Origin of the sequence: Halobacillus halophilus DSM 2266 (assembly GCF_000284515.1) — a bacterium.
In the GTDB taxonomy this organism is placed as follows: Bacteria; Bacillota; Bacilli; order Bacillales; family Halobacillaceae; genus Halobacillus; species Halobacillus halophilus.
On sequence record NC_017668.1, the window covers coordinates 2083138 to 2104719 of the forward strand.

Annotated in this window: 20 protein-coding genes; all 20 read left to right on the forward strand. The window is 41.1% G+C overall.

Annotated elements, in window-relative coordinates; genetic code table 11:
- Positions 1 to 98 precede the first annotated feature (98 nt).
- Complete coding sequence (asd, locus tag HBHAL_RS10230) at positions 99 to 1145, forward strand: aspartate-semialdehyde dehydrogenase (protein ID WP_041601321.1); 1047 nt, start codon at positions 99 to 101, stop codon at positions 1143 to 1145.
- 25 nt (positions 1146 to 1170) lie between these two features.
- Positions 1171 to 2412: an aspartate kinase gene (gene dapG, locus HBHAL_RS10235; RefSeq protein ID WP_014643329.1), complete on the forward strand. Its 1242-nt coding sequence runs from the start codon at positions 1171 to 1173 to the stop codon at positions 2410 to 2412.
- Positions 2406 to 3305, forward strand: a complete 900-nt coding sequence (gene dapA, locus HBHAL_RS10240; RefSeq protein ID WP_041601322.1) for a 4-hydroxy-tetrahydrodipicolinate synthase — start codon at positions 2406 to 2408, stop codon at positions 3303 to 3305. The genes dapG and dapA overlap by 7 nt, the downstream gene beginning before the upstream one ends.
- A 117-nt stretch (positions 3306 to 3422) precedes the next feature.
- Positions 3423 to 4148: a ClpP family protease gene (locus HBHAL_RS10245; protein WP_014643332.1), complete on the forward strand. Its 726-nt coding sequence runs from the start codon at positions 3423 to 3425 to the stop codon at positions 4146 to 4148.
- The gene (locus HBHAL_RS10250; RefSeq protein WP_014643333.1) at positions 4145 to 4351 is read left to right on the forward strand and encodes a YlzJ-like family protein; all 207 of its coding nucleotides are present in this window, start codon (positions 4145 to 4147) and stop codon (positions 4349 to 4351) included. Before HBHAL_RS10245 ends, HBHAL_RS10250 begins: the two co-directional genes overlap by 4 nt.
- Positions 4352 to 4557: 206 nt before the next feature.
- On the forward strand, positions 4558 to 6867 hold the full coding sequence (locus HBHAL_RS10255) for an FtsK/SpoIIIE family DNA translocase (RefSeq protein WP_014643334.1): 2310 nt from the start codon (positions 4558 to 4560) through the stop codon (positions 6865 to 6867).
- A gap of 192 nt (positions 6868 to 7059) precedes the next feature.
- Positions 7060 to 7785, forward strand: coding sequence for a GntR family transcriptional regulator (locus HBHAL_RS10260; protein ID WP_014643335.1), 726 nt, complete (start codon positions 7060 to 7062; stop codon positions 7783 to 7785).
- Between the two features lie 118 nt (positions 7786 to 7903).
- Entirely contained in the window at positions 7904 to 9037 is a 1134-nt protein-coding gene (locus HBHAL_RS10265) for a BMP family lipoprotein (protein ID WP_014643336.1), read from the forward strand.
- Between the two features lie 171 nt (positions 9038 to 9208).
- A complete protein-coding gene (locus HBHAL_RS10270; protein WP_014643337.1) occupies positions 9209 to 10735 on the forward strand; it encodes an ABC transporter ATP-binding protein in 1527 nt (508 codons plus the stop codon).
- Entirely contained in the window at positions 10736 to 11782 is a 1047-nt protein-coding gene (locus HBHAL_RS10275) for an ABC transporter permease (RefSeq protein WP_014643338.1), read from the forward strand.
- Positions 11783 to 12742: an ABC transporter permease gene (locus HBHAL_RS10280; protein WP_014643339.1), complete on the forward strand. Its 960-nt coding sequence runs from the start codon at positions 11783 to 11785 to the stop codon at positions 12740 to 12742. It abuts the gene before it with no gap.
- A 140-nt stretch (positions 12743 to 12882) separates the two neighbouring features.
- Positions 12883 to 14166 carry an EF-P 5-aminopentanol modification-associated protein YfmF gene (gene yfmF / locus HBHAL_RS10285; protein WP_014643340.1) on the forward strand — a complete coding sequence of 428 codons (1284 nt, stop codon included), beginning with the start codon at positions 12883 to 12885 and terminating at the stop codon, positions 14164 to 14166.
- A 2-nt stretch (positions 14167 to 14168) separates the two neighbouring features.
- The gene (gene yfmH / locus HBHAL_RS10290; protein ID WP_014643341.1) at positions 14169 to 15461 is read left to right on the forward strand and encodes an EF-P 5-aminopentanol modification-associated protein YfmH; all 1293 of its coding nucleotides are present in this window, start codon (positions 14169 to 14171) and stop codon (positions 15459 to 15461) included.
- Positions 15454 to 16170: an elongation factor P 5-aminopentanone reductase gene (gene ymfI / locus HBHAL_RS10295; RefSeq protein WP_014643342.1), complete on the forward strand. Its 717-nt coding sequence runs from the start codon at positions 15454 to 15456 to the stop codon at positions 16168 to 16170. The genes yfmH and ymfI overlap by 8 nt, the downstream gene beginning before the upstream one ends.
- A 70-nt stretch (positions 16171 to 16240) precedes the next feature.
- Positions 16241 to 16501 (forward strand): DUF3243 domain-containing protein, encoded by a 261-nt coding sequence (locus HBHAL_RS10300; protein WP_014643343.1) that lies wholly within the window; start codon positions 16241 to 16243, stop codon positions 16499 to 16501.
- Between the two features lie 155 nt (positions 16502 to 16656).
- Positions 16657 to 17448 carry a DUF3388 domain-containing protein gene (locus HBHAL_RS10305; protein WP_014643344.1) on the forward strand — a complete coding sequence of 264 codons (792 nt, stop codon included), beginning with the start codon at positions 16657 to 16659 and terminating at the stop codon, positions 17446 to 17448.
- Between the two features lie 20 nt (positions 17449 to 17468).
- Entirely contained in the window at positions 17469 to 18419 is a 951-nt protein-coding gene (locus HBHAL_RS20395; protein ID WP_014643345.1) for a helix-turn-helix domain-containing protein, read from the forward strand.
- Positions 18420 to 18525: 106 nt separating this feature from the next.
- Positions 18526 to 19104 carry a CDP-diacylglycerol--glycerol-3-phosphate 3-phosphatidyltransferase gene (gene pgsA, locus HBHAL_RS10315; protein WP_014643347.1) on the forward strand — a complete coding sequence of 193 codons (579 nt, stop codon included), beginning with the start codon at positions 18526 to 18528 and terminating at the stop codon, positions 19102 to 19104.
- Positions 19101 to 20342 (forward strand): competence/damage-inducible protein A, encoded by a 1242-nt coding sequence (locus HBHAL_RS10320; RefSeq protein WP_014643348.1) that lies wholly within the window; start codon positions 19101 to 19103, stop codon positions 20340 to 20342. The genes pgsA and HBHAL_RS10320 overlap by 4 nt, the downstream gene beginning before the upstream one ends.
- A gap of 165 nt (positions 20343 to 20507) precedes the next feature.
- Positions 20508 to 21569, forward strand: coding sequence for a recombinase RecA (gene recA, locus HBHAL_RS10325; protein WP_014643349.1), 1062 nt, complete (start codon positions 20508 to 20510; stop codon positions 21567 to 21569).
- The last annotated feature ends 13 nt before the right edge of the window (positions 21570 to 21582 follow it).

Sequence of the window (21582 nt, forward strand, 5' to 3'; positions counted from 1 at the left end):
TGTTTCACGCCAACTTACGGTGGTAATATGATAAAATAGCAAAAATAGTGACAAATTCAACTATTCTAATAATAAATGAAGAAAAGGGGTTAATAATGATGAGCCAATCCAACACATATAACGTTGCTGTAGTAGGTGCTACAGGAGCTGTCGGTCAAAAGATGCTTGAAACACTTGCAGATCGAGACTTTCCAATTAATCAATTAAAACTTTTATCCTCAAGTCGTTCTGCTGGACTCAAGACAACATTTAAAGGAAATGAGTACGTGGTAGAAGAAGCGACTCCTGAAAGTTTCGCAGATATAGACATTGCACTATTCTCAGCTGGTGGATCCGTCTCAAAAAAATTAGCGCCGGAAGCCGTAAAAAAAGGTGCTGTGGTCATCGATAATACGAGTGCATATCGTATGGCAGAAGATGTACCTCTTGTGGTTCCTGAGGTGAATGAAGCAGACATTAAAAACCATAAAGGCATTATAGCCAACCCGAACTGTTCCACGATTCAAATGGTCGCTGCCCTGGAACCTATCAGGAAATCATTGGGGATTAATCGAGTGATCGTTTCCACCTATCAGGCCGTTTCAGGTGCTGGAAATGAAGCTAATGATGAACTGAGAGAACAATCTCAGGCGTTCCTGAACGGGGAAGAGCTTGAAGCTAATATTTTACCTGCTAAAGGAGATGAAAAGCATTACCCGATTGCCTTTAACGCCCTGCCACAAATTGATGTTTTTCAAGATAATGGATACACATTTGAAGAAATGAAAATGATTAATGAAACTAAGAAAATCATGCATATGCCAAAGTTATCTGTTGCAGCCACATGTGTTCGTTTACCGATTTTTACATCTCATGCAGAAAGTGTGTATATTGAGATTGAACAAGACGGTGTATCAGTGGAAGAAATCCAGCGTCTATTAGCAGAGGCTCCAGGTATTGTGCTGCAGGATGATCCTGCTACTCAAACCTATCCAACTCCATTAAGTTCTGCTGAAAAAAAGGATGTATTTGTTGGACGCATTCGTAAAGATTTGGATGAAGACCGTGGATTCCATTTATGGGTAGTCTCCGATAACCTCTTAAAAGGGGCCGCATGGAATTCAGTTCAAATTGCAGAGCGAATAGTTGCTAATCAATGGCTGTAAACTTTTTATGAGTTGAGGTGGCCGAATGAAGCTGCTTGTACAAAAATTTGGAGGAACTTCGGTCCGGGATCGGGAAAGCAGGTCCCGGGCCATCACTCATGTCAAAAAAGCCCTTTATGAAGGGTATAAAGTGGTCGTTACCGTGTCTGCAATGGGAAGGAAAGGGAGCCCCTATGCGACAGATACGATCCTAAGTTTGATTAATTATCCAGACACTCTGGTTTCAGAGCGAGAACAGGATCTCCTGATGTCGTGCGGGGAGACCATCTCCTCCATTGTTTTTACACATGAGTTAATGAATGAAGGAATTTCAACTGTATCTTTAACAGGAGCACAGGCAGGATTTTTAACGAATGATGATTTTACAAGAGCTAAAATTATTCGAATGAATCCGGCAAGAATATATAAAGAACTTGAATCTCATGACGTTGTAGTAGTGGCCGGTTTTCAGGGACAGACGGATAAAGGAGAAACGACTACGATCGGCCGAGGAGGCAGCGATACTTCCGCTGCAGCACTTGGAGCAGCATTATCAGCTGAGTTCATTGATATATTTACCGACGTAGACGGAATCATGACGGCAGACCCACGAGTGGTTACATCTGCTCGGGCTTTAAATGTGATTACGTACAATGAAATCTGTAATTTAGCCTATCAGGGAGCGAAGGTTATCCATCCTAGAGCAGTTGAAATTGCCATGTACGCAAAGGTGCCTCTTCGTGTTCGTTCAACCTATTCAGACCTGCCAGGAACGCTGGTAACTGGAATAAAGGAACCACCTGCGGGTAAAGATATTTCCGATCGCGTTGTGACGGGAATAGCCCACATGATGGGTCTGACTCAAATAAAAGTTCTCTCGAAAGAAGATCCCTCAAAATTACAATCCGATGTATTCAAGTCCATGGCTGCTGCCAACATTTCAGTTGACTTCATCAACATTTCTCCAAGCGGTGTCATTTATACCATCAATCATATTTATACAAAAAAAGCGGTCAGCATTCTTGAGGATTTAGGGTATGAACCTGAAATTAAAGAAAAGTGTGCAAAAGTTTCTACGGTAGGAGCGGGGATTGCCGGTTTTCCTGGCGTTACGGCTAAAATCGTTCAGTCTCTAACAGACTCCGGTATCCAGATTCTCCAATCAGCCGACTCCCATACAACGATATGGGTGCTGATTAAAGAAGAGGACCTTGTTCAGGCTGTTAATGCGCTTCACGAATCTTTCCAGCTCAACGTAGAAACGGTGAAAGGGGAAAGAACATCATGAATTTCGGGAAAGTCTTAACAGCCATGGTTACCCCTTTTGATAATCATGGAAAGATTGATTTAAAGAAAACAGCGGATCTGATCGATTATTTATTAGCTAATGGAACAGATGGATTAGTAGTGGCTGGTACAACAGGTGAATCGCCCACTCTATCAGCAGATGAAAAAGTGGAACTTTGGAAACAGGTGGTTCAAGTAGTTAAGGGGCGTGTTCCCGTGATTGCGGGTTCTGGAAGCAACAGTACAGATAAGTCCATTCATCTATCCAAACGGGCAGAAGAAGCAGGAGTCGACGCCGTCATGCTGGTAGCTCCTTATTATAATAAACCGGACCAAAGAGGTCTTTATCAACATTTTAAAACCATTGCGGAAGCTATTGACTTACCCGTAATGATCTACAATGTTCCAGGTAGATCTGTCGTTCGGCTGACTCCGGATACTGTTGTATCTCTTTCTCATATTAAAAATATTGTTTCTGTGAAGGAAGCGACGGGAGATCTGGACGGAATGTCTGAAATTATTTCTCGAACAGACGATTCTTTCTCTTTATATAGTGGCGATGATAACCTTACACTGCCTTCATACGCAATCGGTGCTCATGGCATTATCTCTGTTTCCAGCCATATTATTGGAAATGAAATGCAGACGATGCTTAAGCTTTATGAAGAAGGAAAGGATAAGAAAGCGGCTGCTCTTCATCGAAAACTCCTCCCCTTAATGAAGGGGATGTTTAGTGCACCTTCTCCTACACCGGTGAAAGCTGCTTTAAAGATGGTTGGAATCGATACCGGAGGAGTTCGCTTACCTTTAGTACCTTTGTCAGATAAAGATCTCGAGTCCATTCATCAGATTATAAATAAGGTAAAGTCAAATGGAACCGAAAAGGGAGTGTGATCCCTTTTCGGTTTCTTTGTTGGCAGGAGAGGGATGGACCCTTTTAATTTAATCACATGTATGAGAGCAGCATGCTTGAGTCATACTACGTGAAAAGAGCGAAAGGAGCCCTGCCTTATGAAAGAATCTCCTCAAGAACAGGAAAAGGATAAATCCAAAGGGCAATCGTCCATTGTTGATAAGATCCAGCAGCTTGGTCAATCCAATGTACCTCAGCCAGCTGATTCCAATATTCATGTACTTCCAATAATTGGTCAAATTGAAGGTCACGTCCAACTGCCTTCTCAAAACAAAACTACGAAATATGAACATATGATTCCCCAGCTTATAGCCATTGAACAAAATCCAAAAATCGAAGGATTAGTCGTACTATTAAATACTGTGGGTGGAGATGTGGAAGCGGGACTTGCGATTTCAGAAATGATTGCTTCTTTATCTAAGCCAACTGTTTCCATCGTCCTCGGTGGAGGGCATTCCATTGGTGTTCCAATTGCTGTTTCCGCTGATTATTCATTTATTGCTGAAACAGCTACTATGACCATTCACCCGATCCGCATGACCGGACTAGTCATAGGTGTTCCACAAACATTTGAATACATGGATAAGATGCAGGATCGAGTGGTTAATTTTGTTACCAGACATTCCAATGTGGACGAGGAGAAATTTAAAGAACTCATGTTTGCAAAAGGTAATCTTACACGAGATATAGGTACAAATGTAGTCGGCCAACAAGCCGTAGACCATGGGCTTATCGATGCTGTAGGAGGAGTGAAAGAAGCAATGAGTAAACTGAATGAATTAATTGATCATAATAAAGAAAATGAGAAGAAGGTCGTTCAATGATTCATTATACACCGCTTAGTGAATACGATATTTTCCCTTCCCATGAAAAAGAGCAGCAAATTATTTACAATCAGGACAAAAAGTGTTCTGTAAAATGTCAGGATATGGGCGATGGAAAAAAACAAATTGTGCAAGTTTTGTCTACGGATCCAGCGCATTATATGGATCCATCCTTACAGCCTGGACAATGGTTGGACTCGTAACACACTCTTTTCATGTGGTATAATTATAATAATGGCTAGTCAGGATGTCGAACATGTTTTCTTCTCCTTCTCAGAAGAGACAGTCGGCATCCTTATCTTTTCAAGCTGCTTCTATTATTCTTTGAAACTAATTGGTGTGCATAGATGAATTAAAGGCTGCTCCGGCGTGCAGAAGTATAAACAACTAATTTGGAGGTGTCTATTTAATGGCTAGAAAAAGAAAATCTTCTTCAAAATCTAAGAAAAAACAGTCTGGATTAAAACAGCAAGTTAAATTTGAATTGATGGGACTGCTGTTTATCTTAATTGCTGTCTTTGGAAGTGGAGCTTCAGCTATCAGCGATGGAGCTGTGCCTGGTGGACTTGAGCGCATCTGGCAGTTTTTCTTCGGGGTCTGGTATTTTGTAGCTTCACTATTCTTTCTTATACTCGGTGTCTTCTTAATGGTTAAGAGAAGTTGGCCATCTTTCCTACATAAACGTTTAATTGGAGTATATATTGTATTTGTCTCGCTATTATTATTTACTCACTTAGAAACTTTATCCGATGAACTGGCAGCAGGTGAAGGTTCAATTTTAGCTATGACCTGGGAACGGATTACCGGCATGATGCGGGGAGAGTTGTCTTTCTATAGTATCGGCGGCGGACTTTCCGGAGCCTTTCTACTATCCGTAACCTATTTTCTCTTCTCAGGTACTGGAGCGGCTATTTTATCGTTCTTCCTATTTTTAATCGGGATCATATTTATTAGTGAATGGTCAATTGGCAACTTCGTAAGCGTAGTTGGAAACAAAGGAAAAGACCTATTACAGGACCAGGTTAAGCGTATTAAAGAATCAAGGGCTCATCCTAAAGAAAAAAAATCCCAACGAGAAAAACCTGAAGAAACGACGGTTATTGAAATTAATGAGCCTGAGACTAGTGAATATGAAAATCCGGCTGAACCGATTATTCAGGACTTTACAGACCATGCATACGCAAATGAAGATAAAACGGAAAGTCAGTTATCCGAAAATATTTCTTCTAAAGAAGATTATGAGGGAGAGGAACCCGGTCTGGAGAAATCTATGCCGACGGCTGAATTAGAAAATTTCGATTATCAACTACCTAGTATGGAACTTTTGGATGAACCCACTTCAAGTCCTCAAAGTCAGGGGCGTTCCCACATTCAGGCAACGGTTCGTAAACTCGAAAAAACATTTCAGAGTTTCGGTGTCAAAGCAAAAGTTACCAAAGTGCATGTTGGTCCTGCCGTTACGAAGTACGAGGTGTATCCAGATACCGGTGTTAAAGTAAGTAAAATAGTTAATTTAAATGATGACCTGGCGCTGGCGCTGGCAGCTAAGGATATTCGTATTGAAGCTCCCATTCCCGGGAAGTCTGCTGTAGGAATTGAAGTTCCTAATCAAGAAATATCCATGGTTTCTTTGAGGGAAGTTTTGGAAACAGGGAAGTCCAACACAGAAGCAAAATTAGGTTTTGCTTTGGGCAGAGATATCTCTGGTGAGGCTGTTATGTCTGAGTTAAACAAGATGCCGCACCTGCTTGTAGCTGGAGCCACAGGCAGTGGTAAAAGTGTATGTATCAACGGTATTATTACGAGCATCTTAATGCGGGCGAAACCTCACGAGGTGAAAATGATGATGATTGATCCGAAAAAAGTAGAGTTAAATGTGTATAATGGGATTCCTCATTTACTGGCTCCAGTGGTAACTGATCCTAAAAAAGCGTCACGTGCACTTAAAAAAGTTGTATCAGAAATGGAACGACGCTATGATTTATTTTCAGAAACAGGTACCAGAAATATAGAAAGTTATAACGAATATATAAAAAAACACAATAAAGAAAGCGAAGATACACAGCCTCAGCTTCCTTATATCGTTGTACTGGTGGATGAACTTGCTGACTTAATGATGGTTGCGTCAAATGAAGTTGAAGACGCAATTACCCGATTGGCCCAAATGGCACGTGCGGCCGGCATCCATTTAATTATCGCTACTCAGCGTCCTTCCGTAGATGTTATTACAGGGGTCATTAAAGCTAATATTCCTTCACGTATTGCGTTTAGCGTTTCCTCTCAAACAGATTCCAGAACTATTTTGGATTCAGGAGGAGCAGAGAAACTGTTAGGACGAGGAGATATGCTCTTTACGCCGGTTGGATCTAATAAGCCAACCAGGGTACAGGGAGCTTTTCTTTCTGATGAAGAAGTGGAACGTGTGGTCAATTTCTGTGTAGAACAGCAGAAAGCTCAATATCAAGAAGAGATGATTCCAGAAGAAGAAAATGAAGTGAAGCAGGAAGTAGATGATGATCTTTATCCTGAAGCAGTACAGATGGTTATTGAGATGCAAAGTGCCAGTGTATCGATGATTCAGCGGAGATTCAGGGTGGGCTATACACGAGCTGCCCGGTTAATTGATGCGATGGAGGATAATGGAATCGTAGGACCCTATGAAGGAAGTAAGCCAAGGTCTGTACTCGTCTCACAAGTATCGGAAGAACAGTCCTCTTAATTGATCATCAGAGCAGCTAATATAGCTGAAAATAGTTATTAAGTCATAAATAGAGTTAGGACAAAACAGAAAAATGTCCTAACTCTATTTATTTATTTGTGGAATAGTGTTATATTAATTAAAAATTATGATGTGTCAAACGTCAGATGTCAGATCACTTAATTGCAGTTTAATAGACTTGGGGTGTAGATAATGTCCATAAAGCACGATACACGTCACCTGTACTTGCAGGTGATTGAACAGATAAAAAAAGATATTGAAAACGGTATCTTCATCGAAAAGCAAAAATTACCCTCTGAGTTTCAATTATCTAAATCTCTTGGAGTTTCAAGAGCGACATTAAGAGAAGCACTTCGAATCCTGGAAGAAGAAGGAGTTGTAACCAGAAGACATGGCGTGGGGACATTTGTTAATCCTAAGCCGCTTTTTACCTCCGGAATAGAGGAACTTGATAGTGTAACAGGGATGATTGCAAAGTCGGGCATGCGTCCTGGGACGCAGTACCTCACAGCTGAACTTGTGGAGGCTACTATAGAAGACCGTAAACGATTCGCTGTTATGGATCTACATAATTTAGCAAAAGTGGAACGTGTCCGTACAGCAGACGAGGAGCCGGTCGTTTATTGCATTGATAAAATCCCTGAGGGACTTCTGCCTATTGACCAAATTCGAGAAGCAGACTCTATGTTCGGAATCCTTGAAGCATACACAGGGAAATCGATCAGCTATGCGGTCACTCACATCGAACCTATTGGTTATCATGAAAAAATTTCACCAATCTTAAATTGCGAACCAGAACAAGCTTTACTTTTATTAAAACAAATGCATTACACAGTGGATGATGAACCAATGCTTTTGTCTTCCAATTACTTTAGGGCTGACAAATTCAGTTTCCATGTTTTAAGAAAAAGAGTGTAAGCGTTTTCAATAGTGTGTACCAATGACTATTTTGGGAGGTGAGGCTTGCTGAAAAAGGGTAAAAGAAACACTCCAAAGGGTTTCAGGCGTCAAACTTAATAAATTAGGGGGAGTTATTTTGTTTAAAAATCGTCGTTTTCTTTTAGTTTTTTCACTCTTATTAGTCATTGGTTTAGTTCTTGGAGCATGTGGTGCTTCTGATGATGGAGGAGACTCAGCAGAGGATTCAGGTGGAGATAGTGAGAACAACACGGAAAACTCTTCTGAAAACGGTAGTAACGAAGATTTCTCAGTAGCTATGGTTACAGATGTAGGCGGCGTGGACGACAAATCGTTTAACCAGTCTGCATGGGAAGGTTTGCAAGCATTTGGCGAAGAAAATGGAATGTCTAAAGGTGAAGGTTATGACTATGCTCAATCAGAAAGTGATGCAGACTATAATACGAACCTAAACCGTCTTGTCCGTCAGGATTATAACTTAATTTATGGAATTGGATACTTATTACAGCCAGCTATTGAAGAGGTTGCCGCTCAATATCCAGATACAAACTTTGCGATCGTTGACTCAGGTGCAGAAGGTGACAACGTCGCGAGTATTTTATTTAAAGAACATCAGGGATCTTTCCTGGCTGGTGTGGCTGCAGCAAAGAAAACCCAGTCCAATCAAGTTGGATTCGTAGGTGGAGTAGATGGAGCCTTGATCAACAAGTTTGAAGCTGGTTTTGAGGCCGGTGTTAAATCTGTAAATGCTGATATTACAGTTGACGTACAGTATGCAGAAGCTTTCGACGCCCCGGATGATGGGAAATTGATTGCTTCCGATATGTATTCAAAAGGAATAGATGTTATTTATCACGCTTCTGGCGCAACAGGTAACGGGGTTTTTGCTCAAGCCAAAGACCTTAAGAAGAATAACCCAGATGAAGATGTATGGGTAATTGGTGTTGACCGTGACCAGCATGAAGAAGGCGCTATTGGAGACAATAACGTAACGCTTACTTCTATGGTTAAGCGTGTGGATATTGCTGTACAGGATGTGGCTAATCAGGCCATGAATGGTGAATTCCCAGCTGGAGAAACCATTGAATACGGCCTGGATGATGACGCGATCAGCCTGGCACGTACGAATGAAGAAGCTCTAACGGACGACATTATTACAGCTATTGAAGATTGGAAAGAGAAAATTATCAATGGAGATGTGGAAGTACCTAGCACACGTGAAGAATTAGAAACTTATGTAAATTCCTTATAGGATTACTGGAAAAAGGCTGGTGTAAGCCGGCCTTTTTTTACTGTATGGACTAAAAATCATCAAATGAAGAGTTATTATATCCGGCCCTCTTCATTTGATGATTTTTAAAGAGAGGATTTGGACTGGAGCGTAGATGGATTCATCTAAGACTGAAAAGGAGTGAGAGCAGCAATGGAATACGTTATTGAAATGCTTAACATCCGTAAAGAATTTCCAGGGATTGTAGCTAATGATAATATAAATCTTCAAGTTGAGAAAGGCGAAATCCATGCTTTGCTTGGTGAAAACGGAGCAGGAAAATCTACCTTAATGAATGTTTTATTTGGTCTTTATCAGCCGGAAAAAGGCGAAATAAAGGTGAAGGGTGAAAAAGTTAAAATAACAGATCCGAACGTAGCCAATAAACTTGGTATTGGAATGGTTCACCAGCACTTTATGCTGGTCGATACATTTACGGTAACGGAGAACATCGTTCTAGGTAATGAACCTAAAAAGGGCGGAACAGTAGATATAAAGAAAGCTGAAAAAGAAGTAAAAGACCTTTCAGAACGGTATGGTTTAAATGTGGACCCAGGCGCTAAGATCCGTGATATCTCCGTGGGGATGCAGCAGCGAGTTGAAATATTGAAAACGCTTTATCGCGGGGCGGAAATATTAATTCTTGACGAACCTACTGCAGTTTTGACCCCTCAGGAAATTAAGGAGCTAATAGGGATTATGCACAGCCTTGTTAAAGAAGGGAAATCCATTATTCTGATCACTCATAAACTAAAGGAAATAATGGAAGTCTGCGACCGGTGCACTGTAATTAGAAAAGGAGAAGGAATTGGAACCGTTAAAGTAGCCGACACAAACCCTACCGAATTGGCTTCGTTGATGGTGGGACGTGAAGTAAGCTTTTCTACTGAAAAAACTCCAGCGAATCCGAAGGAAACCTTCTTATCCATCGAGGACTTATTTGTAAAAGATGTGCGCAGGGTGGACATGGTCAAAGGATTAAATCTTGAGGTGAAAGCAGGAGAAATTCTCGGGATCGCTGGTATTGATGGCAATGGGCAATCTGAGCTCATCGAAGCGATTGCAGGTCTAAGAAAAAGTGAGTCGGGAAGCATCAAACTTCATGATCAAGTGATTACAAACTTATCACCTAGAAAAGTAACTCAGTCCGGCGTATCTCATATTCCGCAGGATCGTCATAAATTCGGGCTGGTACTTGATTTTCCGGTTGGGGAAAATATGGTTCTTCAAAGTTATTATCAACAGCCTTTTTCCAAAAAAGGGGTTATGAATTTTAAGAAAATATACAAAAAAGCTCAAGAACTAATTGAAGAGTATGATGTGCGAACGCCGAATGCTTATACGAAAGCTAGAGCGCTGTCAGGCGGAAACCAGCAAAAAGCCATTATTGGACGTGAAGTCGACCGCTCTCCCGATTTAATTATAGCTGCACAGCCTACCCGAGGCCTTGATGTTGGAGCGATTGAATTCATTCATAAGAAATTGATTGAGGAACGCGATAAAGGAAGAGCTGTACTATTGCTATCTTTTGAGCTGGAAGAGATTATGAATTTAAGTGATCGAATTGCAGTCATGTTCGATGGAAGAATTATTTCAGAAGTCAAACCGGAAGACACAAATGAACAGGATCTCGGTCTTATGATGGCAGGGAACACTCCACAGAAAGCAGGTGGAAGCTGAATGTTTGCCAATCGAACAGTAAATATCCTAATTCCTATAATATCCGTACTGCTCGGATTATTATCAGGGGCTGTTATTATGCTCGTTTTTGGTTACAATCCTTTAAAAGGATATGCTGCTTTATGGTCAGGTGCTTTTGGTGATGCTTATTTCTTAGGCGAAACCCTGAGACAGGTTACGCCTTACATTCTTTCAGGGCTCGCTGTCGCCTTTGCGCTTCGTACAGGTCTTTTAAATATCGGTGTGGAAGGTCAGGTCTTTGTGGGATGGGTAGCTTCCGTATGGGTGGGAGTGGCTTTTAAACTGCCTATGATGATCCACCTTCCGCTAGCTGTGCTGGCCGCAGCATTAGCAGGTGCATTTTGGGGGTTTATACCCGGAATTTTAAAAGCTAAACTTGGCGTCCATGAAGTTATTGTCACGATTATGATGAATTACATCGCCCTATATTTATCAAATGAGATTGTTAGGAATGTTATAACAGATGGTAAAGACCGCACCGATTCTATTGCTCCTACGGCTTCCCTGGCCTCTGAATGGCTGGCTGAAATGACCTTTTTTTCACGCCTTCACTGGGGATTGTTGATTGCCCTATTTATGGCACTGGTTATGTGGTTTCTTTTAAATAAAACGACCCGCGGTTTTGAATTGCGGTCAGTAGGTTTTAATCAGCATGCCTCGAACTATGCGGGGATGAATGTGGGTAAAAATATTGTGCTTGCAATGGTTATCTCGGGAGCTTTCGCAGGGTTAGCGGGTGCGATGGAAGGATTGGGGACTTTCGGCTACATGTCTGTTAAATCAGGATTTACTAATATCGGTTTTGACGGAATCGCTGTGGCTCTTCTTGGAGCAAACACGGCACTTGGAGTAGTACTCGCAGCCTTCTTGTTCGGTACCCTTAAAATTGGTGCCCTGAACATGCCTACCGTAGCAGGCGTTCCTACAGAGTTAGTAGAAATCGTCATCGCCCTTATCATTATTTTTGTAGCATCAAGCTATATGATCCGATGGATTATTTTACGTTTTAAAAAGGAGGGGAAATAAATGGAATTCATAGATATCCTTGCTCGAATTATTCCACCTGCCATTTTCTTTGCATCCCCTCTGATTTTCACAGCCCTGGGTGGTGTATTTAGTGAACGTTCTGGAATTATTAATATAGGACTCGAGGGTCTTATGGTTATGGGAGCCTTTGTAGGTATTGTGTTTAATTTAACCTTTCATGAGGTTTTAGGTGATGCAACCCCCTGGGTTTCGATTATTGTAGCAATGGTCGTGTCCGCAATCTTTGCACTGGTCCACGCCGTAGCATCGATCACCTTTCGTGCCGATCAGGTGGTTAGTGGAGTGGCCATAAACTTTCTTGCCTTAGGAGTCGGTCTGTTTCTTACAAAGCAATGGTATGATAAAGGACAAACCGATATGGTGGATCGTCCTTTCTATACTATTGATATCCCTGTACTGAATAAAATTCCAATATTGGGTGACCTGTTTTTCTCAGGGTGGTATTTAACCTCTTATTTAGCGATTATCCTAGCTTTTGCTGCCTGGTTCATCATTTATAAAACTCCATTTGGCTTACGTCTGAGATCGGTTGGAGAGCATCCAATGGCTGCAGACACCAATGGTATCAATGTGTATGCTATGCGTTACGTAGCCGTTATGATCTCAGGAGCGCTTGGTGGTCTCGGCGGTTCCGTTTACGCTTTAACCATAGCACTTAACTTTTCTCATGCTACGATTGTAGGGCAAGGATTTATGTCCCTGGCAGCCGTTATTTTCGGAAAGTGGCACCCATTGGGAGCATTAGGAGCAGCTATTTTCTTTGGACTAGCCCAAAGTTTAAGTATTGTTGGATCCAGTTTGCCTTTATTGGAAGACGTTCCTCAAATATTTTTATTAATCGCTCCTTACGTCCTGACGATCCTGGCTCTTGCTGGATTTATAGGACGAGCGGAAGCTCCTAAGTCTCTTGGTGAGGCATATGTTAAAGGAAACCGTTAAAATAAATTAAGCCCGGTCCTTACACCGGGCTTAATTTTTTACATTTCGAAACATATACCTTAGCATAGGACGTAGCTTTTTATGGATGAATTATGTGGAGTGAGTCTATAATAGTAGAGAAACGACAAGGAGGATGGGAAATGAAAATTAAGGAAGAAGTATTGCTTGAAAAACAAGGATATCGATTACATATTCTACCTAGTAAAAAATATAAAACCATTTCAATTGTGGCTAAATTTAAAACACCACTAAGAAGAGAGGGCATTACAGAGAGGGCTTTGCTTCCTCATGTTCTGCAAAAAGCCACCAATAATCATCCGAATGTAAGAGAATTCCAATCTTCGTTTGAAAATTTATATGGAACGGTACTATCCAGTGATGGGTCGAAAAAAGGCGAGAATCATGTTATCAGTTTCCGGATGGAAGTGGTTAACGAAGCTTACCTCAATGATCAGGAGCCTATATTGGAAGAAGCTCTAAAACTCTTCAATGAAGTTCTTTATGCTCCTAAAGTAGAAGGGGAAGGGTTTGATTCGTCCATTGTAGAACGTGAAAAACAAACGCTAGAGCAGAAGATCACGTCTGTAAAAGACGATAAAATGAGTTATGCCAATATGCGTTTAATGGATCACATGTGTAAAGATGAACCTTACTCTCTACACGTAAGCGGTTATCAGGAAGATATCTCTTCGATTACTCCGGAAAGTCTTTATACTTATTATCGGTCAATGATAAAAAATGATCTGCTTGATGTTTATGTTATTGGAGACATCGATCAAACTGAAATTGAGAAAATGACAGATCAGTATTTCATCCGTGAGAACAGCAGCAATCAGGATAACGATCAGGTATCTACTTCCAAAGACGTACAAGAGGTAAATGAAGTCGTGGAACGTGAGGAAGTGAATCAGGGTAAACTTCATATTGGATACCGTACGTACACTAAATTCGGTGATTCTGATTATTATGCCCTGCAGATTTTTAACGGGTTATTCGGAGGATTTCCAAGCTCTAAATTATTTATGAATGTGCGTGAAAAACATAGCCTGGCTTACTATGCAGCCTCTCGTTTTGAAAGTCATAAAGGATTGCTTCTTGTATTTAGTGGTGTTGATCCAAAAGACTACAAACAAGCAAAATCCATTATTTTAGAGCAGATGGATGCGATGCAAAACGGAGATTTCACCGAAGAGCAAGTAGAAGAAACGAAGGAACAAGTGATTCATCAACTGCAAGAAACAATGGATAATGCCAATGGGATTATTGAAGTCCTGTACCACCAAATGCTGTCCGGAGCTGAAATGCCAGTTAAGGATTTAATTGAACATATCCGAAAAGTGACGAAGCAGGATGTTGTGGCTATGGCTAATAAGATTAAACTAGATACTATTTACTTTTTAACCAGCCTTGAGGGAGGGGAATAACTGTGGAAGAACTAGTCTATGACCAGATCAATGAAACCGTCTACACAGAAACAATGGATAATGGATTGAAGGTGTTCCTGCTCGCGAAACCTGAGATGGCTAAAACATTCGGTATATTTACCACGAATTATGGATCTATTGATCAGACCTTTACACCTATTGGACAGGAAGAGAAAGTGACCGTTCCAGAAGGGATTGCACACTTCCTCGAACATAAACTTTTTGAAAAAGAAGATCGTGATGTCTTTCAAGACTTCACGAAGCTTGGGGCGTCCGCAAATGCTTTTACTTCATTTACAAAAACGGCTTACTTATTTACAGCCACCAGTCAAATAGAAAAAAATGTGGAGACTTTGCTTAATTTTGTGCAGGACCCATATTTCTCAGAGGAATCAGTAGAAAAAGAAAAAGGCATCATTGCTCAGGAAATCCGCATGTATGATGATCAGCCGGACTGGCGTTCCTTTTTTGGAACCATTCAAAGCTTGTATCATCATCACCCTGTAAAAGTAGATATCGCAGGGACAGTGGATTCCATTCAAAACATCACGAAAGATGACCTTTATACTTGCTATGAAACGTTTTATCATCCTTCCAACATGGTCTTATTCGTAGCTGGTAATATAGAACCAGAAGCGATGATGAAGCAAATTCGCGAAAATCAAGATAGTAAAGAATTTCCGGCTGCTCCGGAAATTAATCGATCCTATCCGAACGAACCGGCGGAAGTCGCGAAAGCCAATAATTCGATTACTATGCCTGTTACTACTGCTAAAGCAATGGTTGGGGTTAAAGAAAAAGTTACTCATTTAACAGGGAAGGAATTACTTCGAGCCGAGCTGCTTTCCAGCATGATCCTTGATTACTACTTCTCTAAGAGTGGTGCGTTTTATGAGGAACTATACCGTAATGATTTAATTGATGACAGCTTTCAGTTTGAAACAGAACTGGATCGTCAATTCGGATTTACTATCCTTGGCGGAGATACACGGAAGCCTGAAGAAATGACTAAACGTGTAAAAGAAATGCTTCATGAACTAAAAGAAAATAGCATCTCTGATGAAGACTTCACCCGAATGAAGCGTAAGAAAATCGGCCAGTTCATGCGGGCTTTAAATTCCCTTGAATTTATTGCTAACCAGTTTACTCATTACCACACGCTTGGCGTGGATCTGTTTGACGTTCTGCCTGTTATTGAATCGCTTACTTCCAACGATGCTGAGGAATACCTGCAGCACTGGATTAATGAAGAAGCTATTTCGGTCTTCCAGGTCAAACCTCAGGAAGATGAGTAAACGTTGTCTAATCATTGGAGCAAGCGGTGAAATTGGATATAGCGTCACCCGGACTCTTGTAGAAAAAGGATATCGTGTCGGTCTGCAGTATTACTCGAATTTGCGTAGAATTGAAAAACTGGAAAACCAAATTCCAGCAGGCCAATTTCTCGGAGCTCATCAGGCTGATTTAACTACTACAGAAGGAATTCAAGCTTTTTTACAAATCATTTCTAAAGAATGGGAAGCTGTGGTATTTTGTGGAGGTCATCTATGGAAAGGCCTTTTCCAGGACATGACTGACGCAGAAATGGATGAACTATATCATGTCCATCTTAAAGCTCCCTGGATGATTTCCCGGCACGTTCTTCCCTTTATGATTCATATTAAAGCAGGCAATATCGTAACCGTTTCCTCCATATTTGGCGAAGAAGGAGCAAGTATGGAAGTGGCCTACAGCTCTGTAAAAGGCGCACAAATAAGTTTTGTTAAAGCATTGTCTAAAGAAGTGGCTCCAAGCGGAATTCGAGTTAATGTAGTGACACCGGGTGTTGTTGCAACAAAAATGAATAACATGCTCTCTCCTGAAGAATGGAATACTTTAGAAGGTGAAATACCTCTTGGGAGAGCGGGGCAGCCTGATGAAATAGCTGACGCCATCAGCTATTTATTGAGTGATCAATCGAGTTATGTTACAGGACATGTACTGCGAGTAAATGGCGGTTGGTAATAAAAATGTGTGCATAAAATGTTTGTTTCCTCTCATACTAAGTATGAAAAACTTAGAGGAGGTAACAACAATGTCTGTTCTTGAAAATTTTGACTCTTGGAAAGACTTTCTTGGCGATCGTTTGCATCAGGCGCAAGGGCAAGGGATGGATCAACAAGCTGTATCAGAAATTGCTTACGAAATTGGGGGATATCTTGCCAATTCAGTAGATGCAGAAAATGATCAGGAAGCGGTTCTTCGTGATCTTTGGAACGTAGCTGATCAAAAGGAACAACACGCTATTGCTAATATGATGGTGAAACTCGTACGTAACGAAGGAACTCAAGCTTAATTTGCTAAAAACCGCACATTTCACTGTGCGGTTTTTGCTATTTTTCAAAGATAATCCATTTCCTGACTTTCCTATTCAATAAAAATCCTTTATGATAGATAGTGAGTTCGAGTCCTTAAAGGACAAAAAATGACATTTTCCAGAGGAGTTTTGTCATGGAGAAAAAAGAATGGTACTTAGAATATGAAATACAGTATAATCGGCCAGGGCTGCTTGGAGATATCTCTTCTTTGCTCGGGATGATGGCGATTAACATTGTTACAATAAACGGGGTAGAAAATTCCCACAGGGGAATGCTGCTTTTATGCAAAGATGAAGAGCAGATTATTCGATTAAAATCAATTTTAGATACAATGGATACCATTAAAGTCACAAAATTACGCCGTCCTAAATTAAGAGACCGTCTTGCCGTCAGGCATGGACGCTACATACATAGTGATGTGGATGACCGTAAAACCTTCCGATTCAATCGTGAAGATTTAGGAGTACTCGTTGATTTTATGGCTGAACTGTTCATGAAAGAAGGGCATAAACTTGTAGGAATTCGCGGTATGCCCCGGGTTGGTAAAACGGAGTCTGTAGTAGCGGCAAGTGTATGTGCTAATAAAAGGTGGCTTTTTGTCTCGAGTACTCTTTTAAAGCAGACGGTCAGAAATCAGTTAATTGATGAAGAATACAGGGAAGATAACCTTTATATTATTGATGGCATTGTTTCTGCCAGACGTGCAAGTGAACAGCACTGGCAGCTTGTGAGGGAAATTATGAGGCTTCCAGCTACCAAAGTGATTGAACATCCAGACATTTTTGTGCAGGAAACAGAGTATAAACTCGATGATTTTGATTACATCATTGAATTAAGAAATAACGATGATGAAGTAATCACGTATGAAACGGTGGAAAAACCAGATATGTCGATGAGTGACGGGTTTTCCATGTTTGATTTTTAAATTAATGGATGGTGTTTTACATGGAGAAGGAGATTGGAGCTCGACTAAGGAATGCACGCGAGTCTAAAGGGATGTCACTTGAACAAGTGCAGGAAACAACTAAAATTAAAACACGCTATCTTCATGCCATTGAAGAGAATGATTTTAATGTTTTGCCGGGTAAGTTTTATACACGTGCTTTTATAAGAGAATATGCATCAGCTGTAGGTATTGATCCTGAACAGATGATGGAAGAACATAAAGATGAGATGCCTTCATTTGAGAAAGAGGGAGCAGCTCAGTATAAAAGCGTACAGCCCTCTTCAAAAGAGCCTGTTGCGAAAAGAGGTAATATTAACAAATACTTACCGACCGTCATGACGTTTGTTCTTATAATTGGAATATTGTTTGTCGCTTACACCTTTATCAAGAATGGTAATAATGATTTGGGAAGCGGGGCCGCTGACCAGGAAGTATCGAACAACGATATTAATGTTCCGGAAGCGTCTGAGCCAGAAGACAGCGAAAGTACTCCGGCCAGCTCAGAATCATCAGGTGAAGAGTCGGCGGATGATGAGAAAGATACAAAAAAAGAGCAAGCTGGCGAAGAAGGAAGCTCTTCAAGCGAGAAGGAAAATCCGAGTGGGAATGACCAGGAAAGTGAATCCTTCGAAATTTCCCTGGCTGAAAAAGGAACGGGAAACTTTCCACAACATACGTATAACATCTCAACGGCTGAAGAGAAATCTTTGACCATTGAATTGAAAGGTACTGCCTATTTAGAAATACAAGGTGAAGAAACGGGTGAGAATTTAATCTCCCCTATTGAATACAGCCCGGCGGATTCTCCGGTTAAGGTTGATGTTTCAGATAAGAAACAAGTATTTATTAAAACAGGGAATGCTCTTGGCACCATTGTGAAAATCAACGGTGAACAAATAGATTTTCAAACCCAGCAGGCTACCCAAAAGCTTTTGCTTAACTTTAAGTGAAATTATTCGAAAAGGCTGTCCTGAAGGTGGATCATAGAGGAGATGATCATCTTCAATCATTAAAAGGGCAGCCTTTTATTTTAGTGGATTTTAGGAGTGTGACAAAATGAACTTACCGAACAAAATTACGATTTCGAGAATTCTACTTATCCCCATTTTTATCATTTTAATGAGTGTCCCGTTCGAGTGGGGATCTATTCAAATGGGGGATCGGGAGTTACCCGTGGCTCACCTGGCTGGAGCCATACTATTTATTTTGGCTTCAACGACTGATTGGATTGATGGTTATATTGCAAGAAAATATAATCTGGTAACGAATCTTGGGAAATTCTTAGATCCGCTCGCTGATAAACTCTTAGTAAGTGCCGCCTTAATCGTACTAGTCGAAATCGGTCTTGCTCCAGCCTGGATTGTAATTGTTATTATTAGCCGAGAATTCGCGGTTACAGGGCTTAGGCTTGTTGCGGCAGGTGAAGGAAGTGTTTTAGCTGCAAGTCAAATGGGGAAATTGAAAACTTGGATACAAATTATTTCCATTTCTCTTTTGCTGCTTCACAACTGGCCTTTTGCTTACCTAAACCTGCCTCTCGGAATCATTACTCTTTACTTAGCACTAATTATCACTTTTTATTCTGGATATGAATACTTCCAGAAAAACTGGCATGTTATGAGGGATTCTAAATGAAGGCTGAAGTTATAGCAGTAGGTACAGAATTGTTACTCGGGCAAATAGCTAATACGAATGGACAATGGATTTCTAAAGAATTTGCAAGCCTCGGTATACCTGTTTATCAGCATAGTGTCGTCGGTGACAACATAAAAAGAGTGGAAGATGTTTTCGAGGCGGCTCACAGTCGATCGGACGTTATAGTGATCACAGGGGGTCTTGGTCCAACCGAGGATGACTTAACCAGAGAAGCTGCCCAAAAAATAATCGGGCAGAAACTTATAGAAGACCAACAGGCGATGGAGAAAATAGCTCTATATTACGAAAAAAACAAACAAACGATGACAGCGAATAACCGAAAACAAGCGTTAGTCTTTGAAGAGAGTATTGTACTTCCTAACCAAGAAGGGATGGCGCCTGGCCAAATTGTAGAACATGACGGAAGAGCGTGGATCTTTCTTCCGGGAGTTCCCTCTGAGATGAAGTCCCTTATGAATAGCGGAGTGCTGCCTTATCTGCAGCGTTCCTATAAACTACAGTCTGATATCGTTTCCGAAATGATGTACTTCATAGGTATCGGTGAATCAACCTTGGAAAATAAACTCTCTGCATTAATTTCCCACCAGACGAACCCTACACTTGCTCCGCTGGCAAGTGAAGGGGAAGTGGGACTGCGGATTACTGCCACTGGAGAGACAGGCGACGAGGCAAGAGAGAAAATCGCCGTAATGAAAGAGACCATATTACAGATTGTGGGCTCCTATTATTATGGAAGTGACGATGTATCTATTGAGGCCACGGTGCGGGACTTACTTAAAAAAACCGGCTACCGTCTGGGGGCAGCTGAAAGCCTTACAGGAGGCAAATTCATCGAGAAGCTAATATCCCTGCCCGGCGCTTCTACTGTGACTCAGGGCAGCCTTGTAGCCTACACACCTTTAATGAAAGAGAAAGTGATTGAGGTACCTGCTTCTCTCATTAAACAGCATGGAACGATCAGTAATGAATGTGCTGAAACGATGGCTGTAAATGCTAAAAGGATTTTAGAGGCTGATGTTGCCATTAGTTTTACAGGGGTGGCTGGACCAGAATCCAGTGAAGGACATGAACCGGGCGCTGTGTTTATCGGACTGCAAATCGCAGATGAGCGTCCCTCTGTGTATTATTTTCAATTTGAAGGAAGCAGAGATAAGATTCGTTCCCGTGCTGTAAAAAAAGGATACGAATTAATTTTTCACCATATCAAAAATTTATAAATGACTAAGAAGCCCCTATATAATAACTCTTTTTTCTTAGGAAGAAATAGCATTATTGTAAGAAAAGCAACTCAAAAAAAGGGAACATTTATTCGCTTTTTAGTTGGCAAACTATCAAAAACAAGTTATGATAGGGATAGAAATTTTGAAAGGCGGTATATTTATATGAGTGATCGTAAACAAGCATTAGATTCAGCTTTGCGTCAAATAGAGAAACAATTTGGTAAAGGTTCTATCATGAAAATGGGGGATGGAAGCGAACAGAAAGTAAATACAGTACCCAGCGGGTCGCTGGCACTGGATGTTGCACTGGGAGTAGGCGGCTATCCTCGAGGTAGAATTGTAGAAATATATGGACCGGAATCGTCCGGTAAAACCACAGTAGCTCTTCATGCTATTGCAGAAGCACAAAGAAAAGGCGGCACGGCGGCTTTCATTGATGCAGAGCATGCGCTTGATCCAGTATACGCGCGCCGTTTAGGTGTAGATATCGAAGAACTTCTGTTATCTCAGCCTGATACAGGGGAGCAAGCATTGGAAATAGCGGAGGCGCTTGTTCGAAGCGGTGCAGTAGATATGGTCGTTATTGATTCCGTAGCCGCCCTGGTACCGAAAGCAGAAATTGAAGGGGAAATGGGGGACGCGCATGTAGGATTGCAGGCTCGTCTAATGTCTCAAGCTCTTCGTAAGCTATCAGGAGCAATCAGCAAGTCTAAAACAACTGCCATCTTTATTAATCAGATTCGTGAAAAAGTTGGGGTTATGTTTGGTAATCCTGAAACGACTCCGGGCGGCCGTGCTCTTAAGTTCTACTCCTCTGTTCGTTTAGAGGTGCGCCGAGCGGAAACCTTAAAACAAGGAAATGAAATGGTCGGTAATAAAACACGTCTTAAAGTGGTAAAAAATAAAGTTGCCCCTCCTTTCAAACAAGCAGAAGTCGACATCATGTACGGGGAAGGGATCTCCAGAGAAGGCGAATTACTTGATATCGGGACCGATCTTGATTTGATACAGAAAAGCGGTTCCTGGTACTCTTACGAAGGTGAACGATTAGGTCAGGGAAGAGAGAATGCTAAACAGTTCCTTAAGGAAAATAATCATGTATATGAAGAAGTTAAGCGCATTATTCGTGATCATTACCAAATGGAGCCTAAAGAAGAGGAAAAAGGTGAAAAAAATGAAAAAAATGAAAAAAAATCAGACAGTCAGGAAACTCTTGACGTATAACCTGTTTGATTTC

Coding starts and splice junctions, on each gene's coding strand:
- pgsA (WP_014643347.1), top strand. CDS start 18,526: ATGAACTTACCGAACAAAATTACGATTTCGAGAATTCTACTTATCCCC.
- ymfI (WP_014643342.1), top strand. CDS start 15,454: ATGAGTAAACGTTGTCTAATCATTGGAGCAAGCGGTGAAATTGGATAT.
- asd (WP_041601321.1), top strand. CDS start 99: ATGAGCCAATCCAACACATATAACGTTGCTGTAGTAGGTGCTACAGGA.
- HBHAL_RS10260 (WP_014643335.1), top strand. CDS start 7,060: ATGTCCATAAAGCACGATACACGTCACCTGTACTTGCAGGTGATTGAA.
- HBHAL_RS10245 (WP_014643332.1), top strand. CDS start 3,423: ATGAAAGAATCTCCTCAAGAACAGGAAAAGGATAAATCCAAAGGGCAA.
- dapG (WP_014643329.1), top strand. CDS start 1,171: ATGAAGCTGCTTGTACAAAAATTTGGAGGAACTTCGGTCCGGGATCGG.
- HBHAL_RS10305 (WP_014643344.1), top strand. CDS start 16,657: ATGGAGAAAAAAGAATGGTACTTAGAATATGAAATACAGTATAATCGG.
- HBHAL_RS10270 (WP_014643337.1), top strand. CDS start 9,209: ATGGAATACGTTATTGAAATGCTTAACATCCGTAAAGAATTTCCAGGG.
- HBHAL_RS10280 (WP_014643339.1), top strand. CDS start 11,783: ATGGAATTCATAGATATCCTTGCTCGAATTATTCCACCTGCCATTTTC.
- HBHAL_RS10320 (WP_014643348.1), top strand. CDS start 19,101: ATGAAGGCTGAAGTTATAGCAGTAGGTACAGAATTGTTACTCGGGCAA.
- HBHAL_RS10275 (WP_014643338.1), top strand. CDS start 10,736: ATGTTTGCCAATCGAACAGTAAATATCCTAATTCCTATAATATCCGTA.
- yfmF (WP_014643340.1), top strand. CDS start 12,883: ATGAAAATTAAGGAAGAAGTATTGCTTGAAAAACAAGGATATCGATTA.
- HBHAL_RS20395 (WP_014643345.1), top strand. CDS start 17,469: ATGGAGAAGGAGATTGGAGCTCGACTAAGGAATGCACGCGAGTCTAAA.
- recA (WP_014643349.1), top strand. CDS start 20,508: ATGAGTGATCGTAAACAAGCATTAGATTCAGCTTTGCGTCAAATAGAG.
- HBHAL_RS10250 (WP_014643333.1), top strand. CDS start 4,145: ATGATTCATTATACACCGCTTAGTGAATACGATATTTTCCCTTCCCAT.
- HBHAL_RS10255 (WP_014643334.1), top strand. CDS start 4,558: ATGGCTAGAAAAAGAAAATCTTCTTCAAAATCTAAGAAAAAACAGTCT.
- HBHAL_RS10300 (WP_014643343.1), top strand. CDS start 16,241: ATGTCTGTTCTTGAAAATTTTGACTCTTGGAAAGACTTTCTTGGCGAT.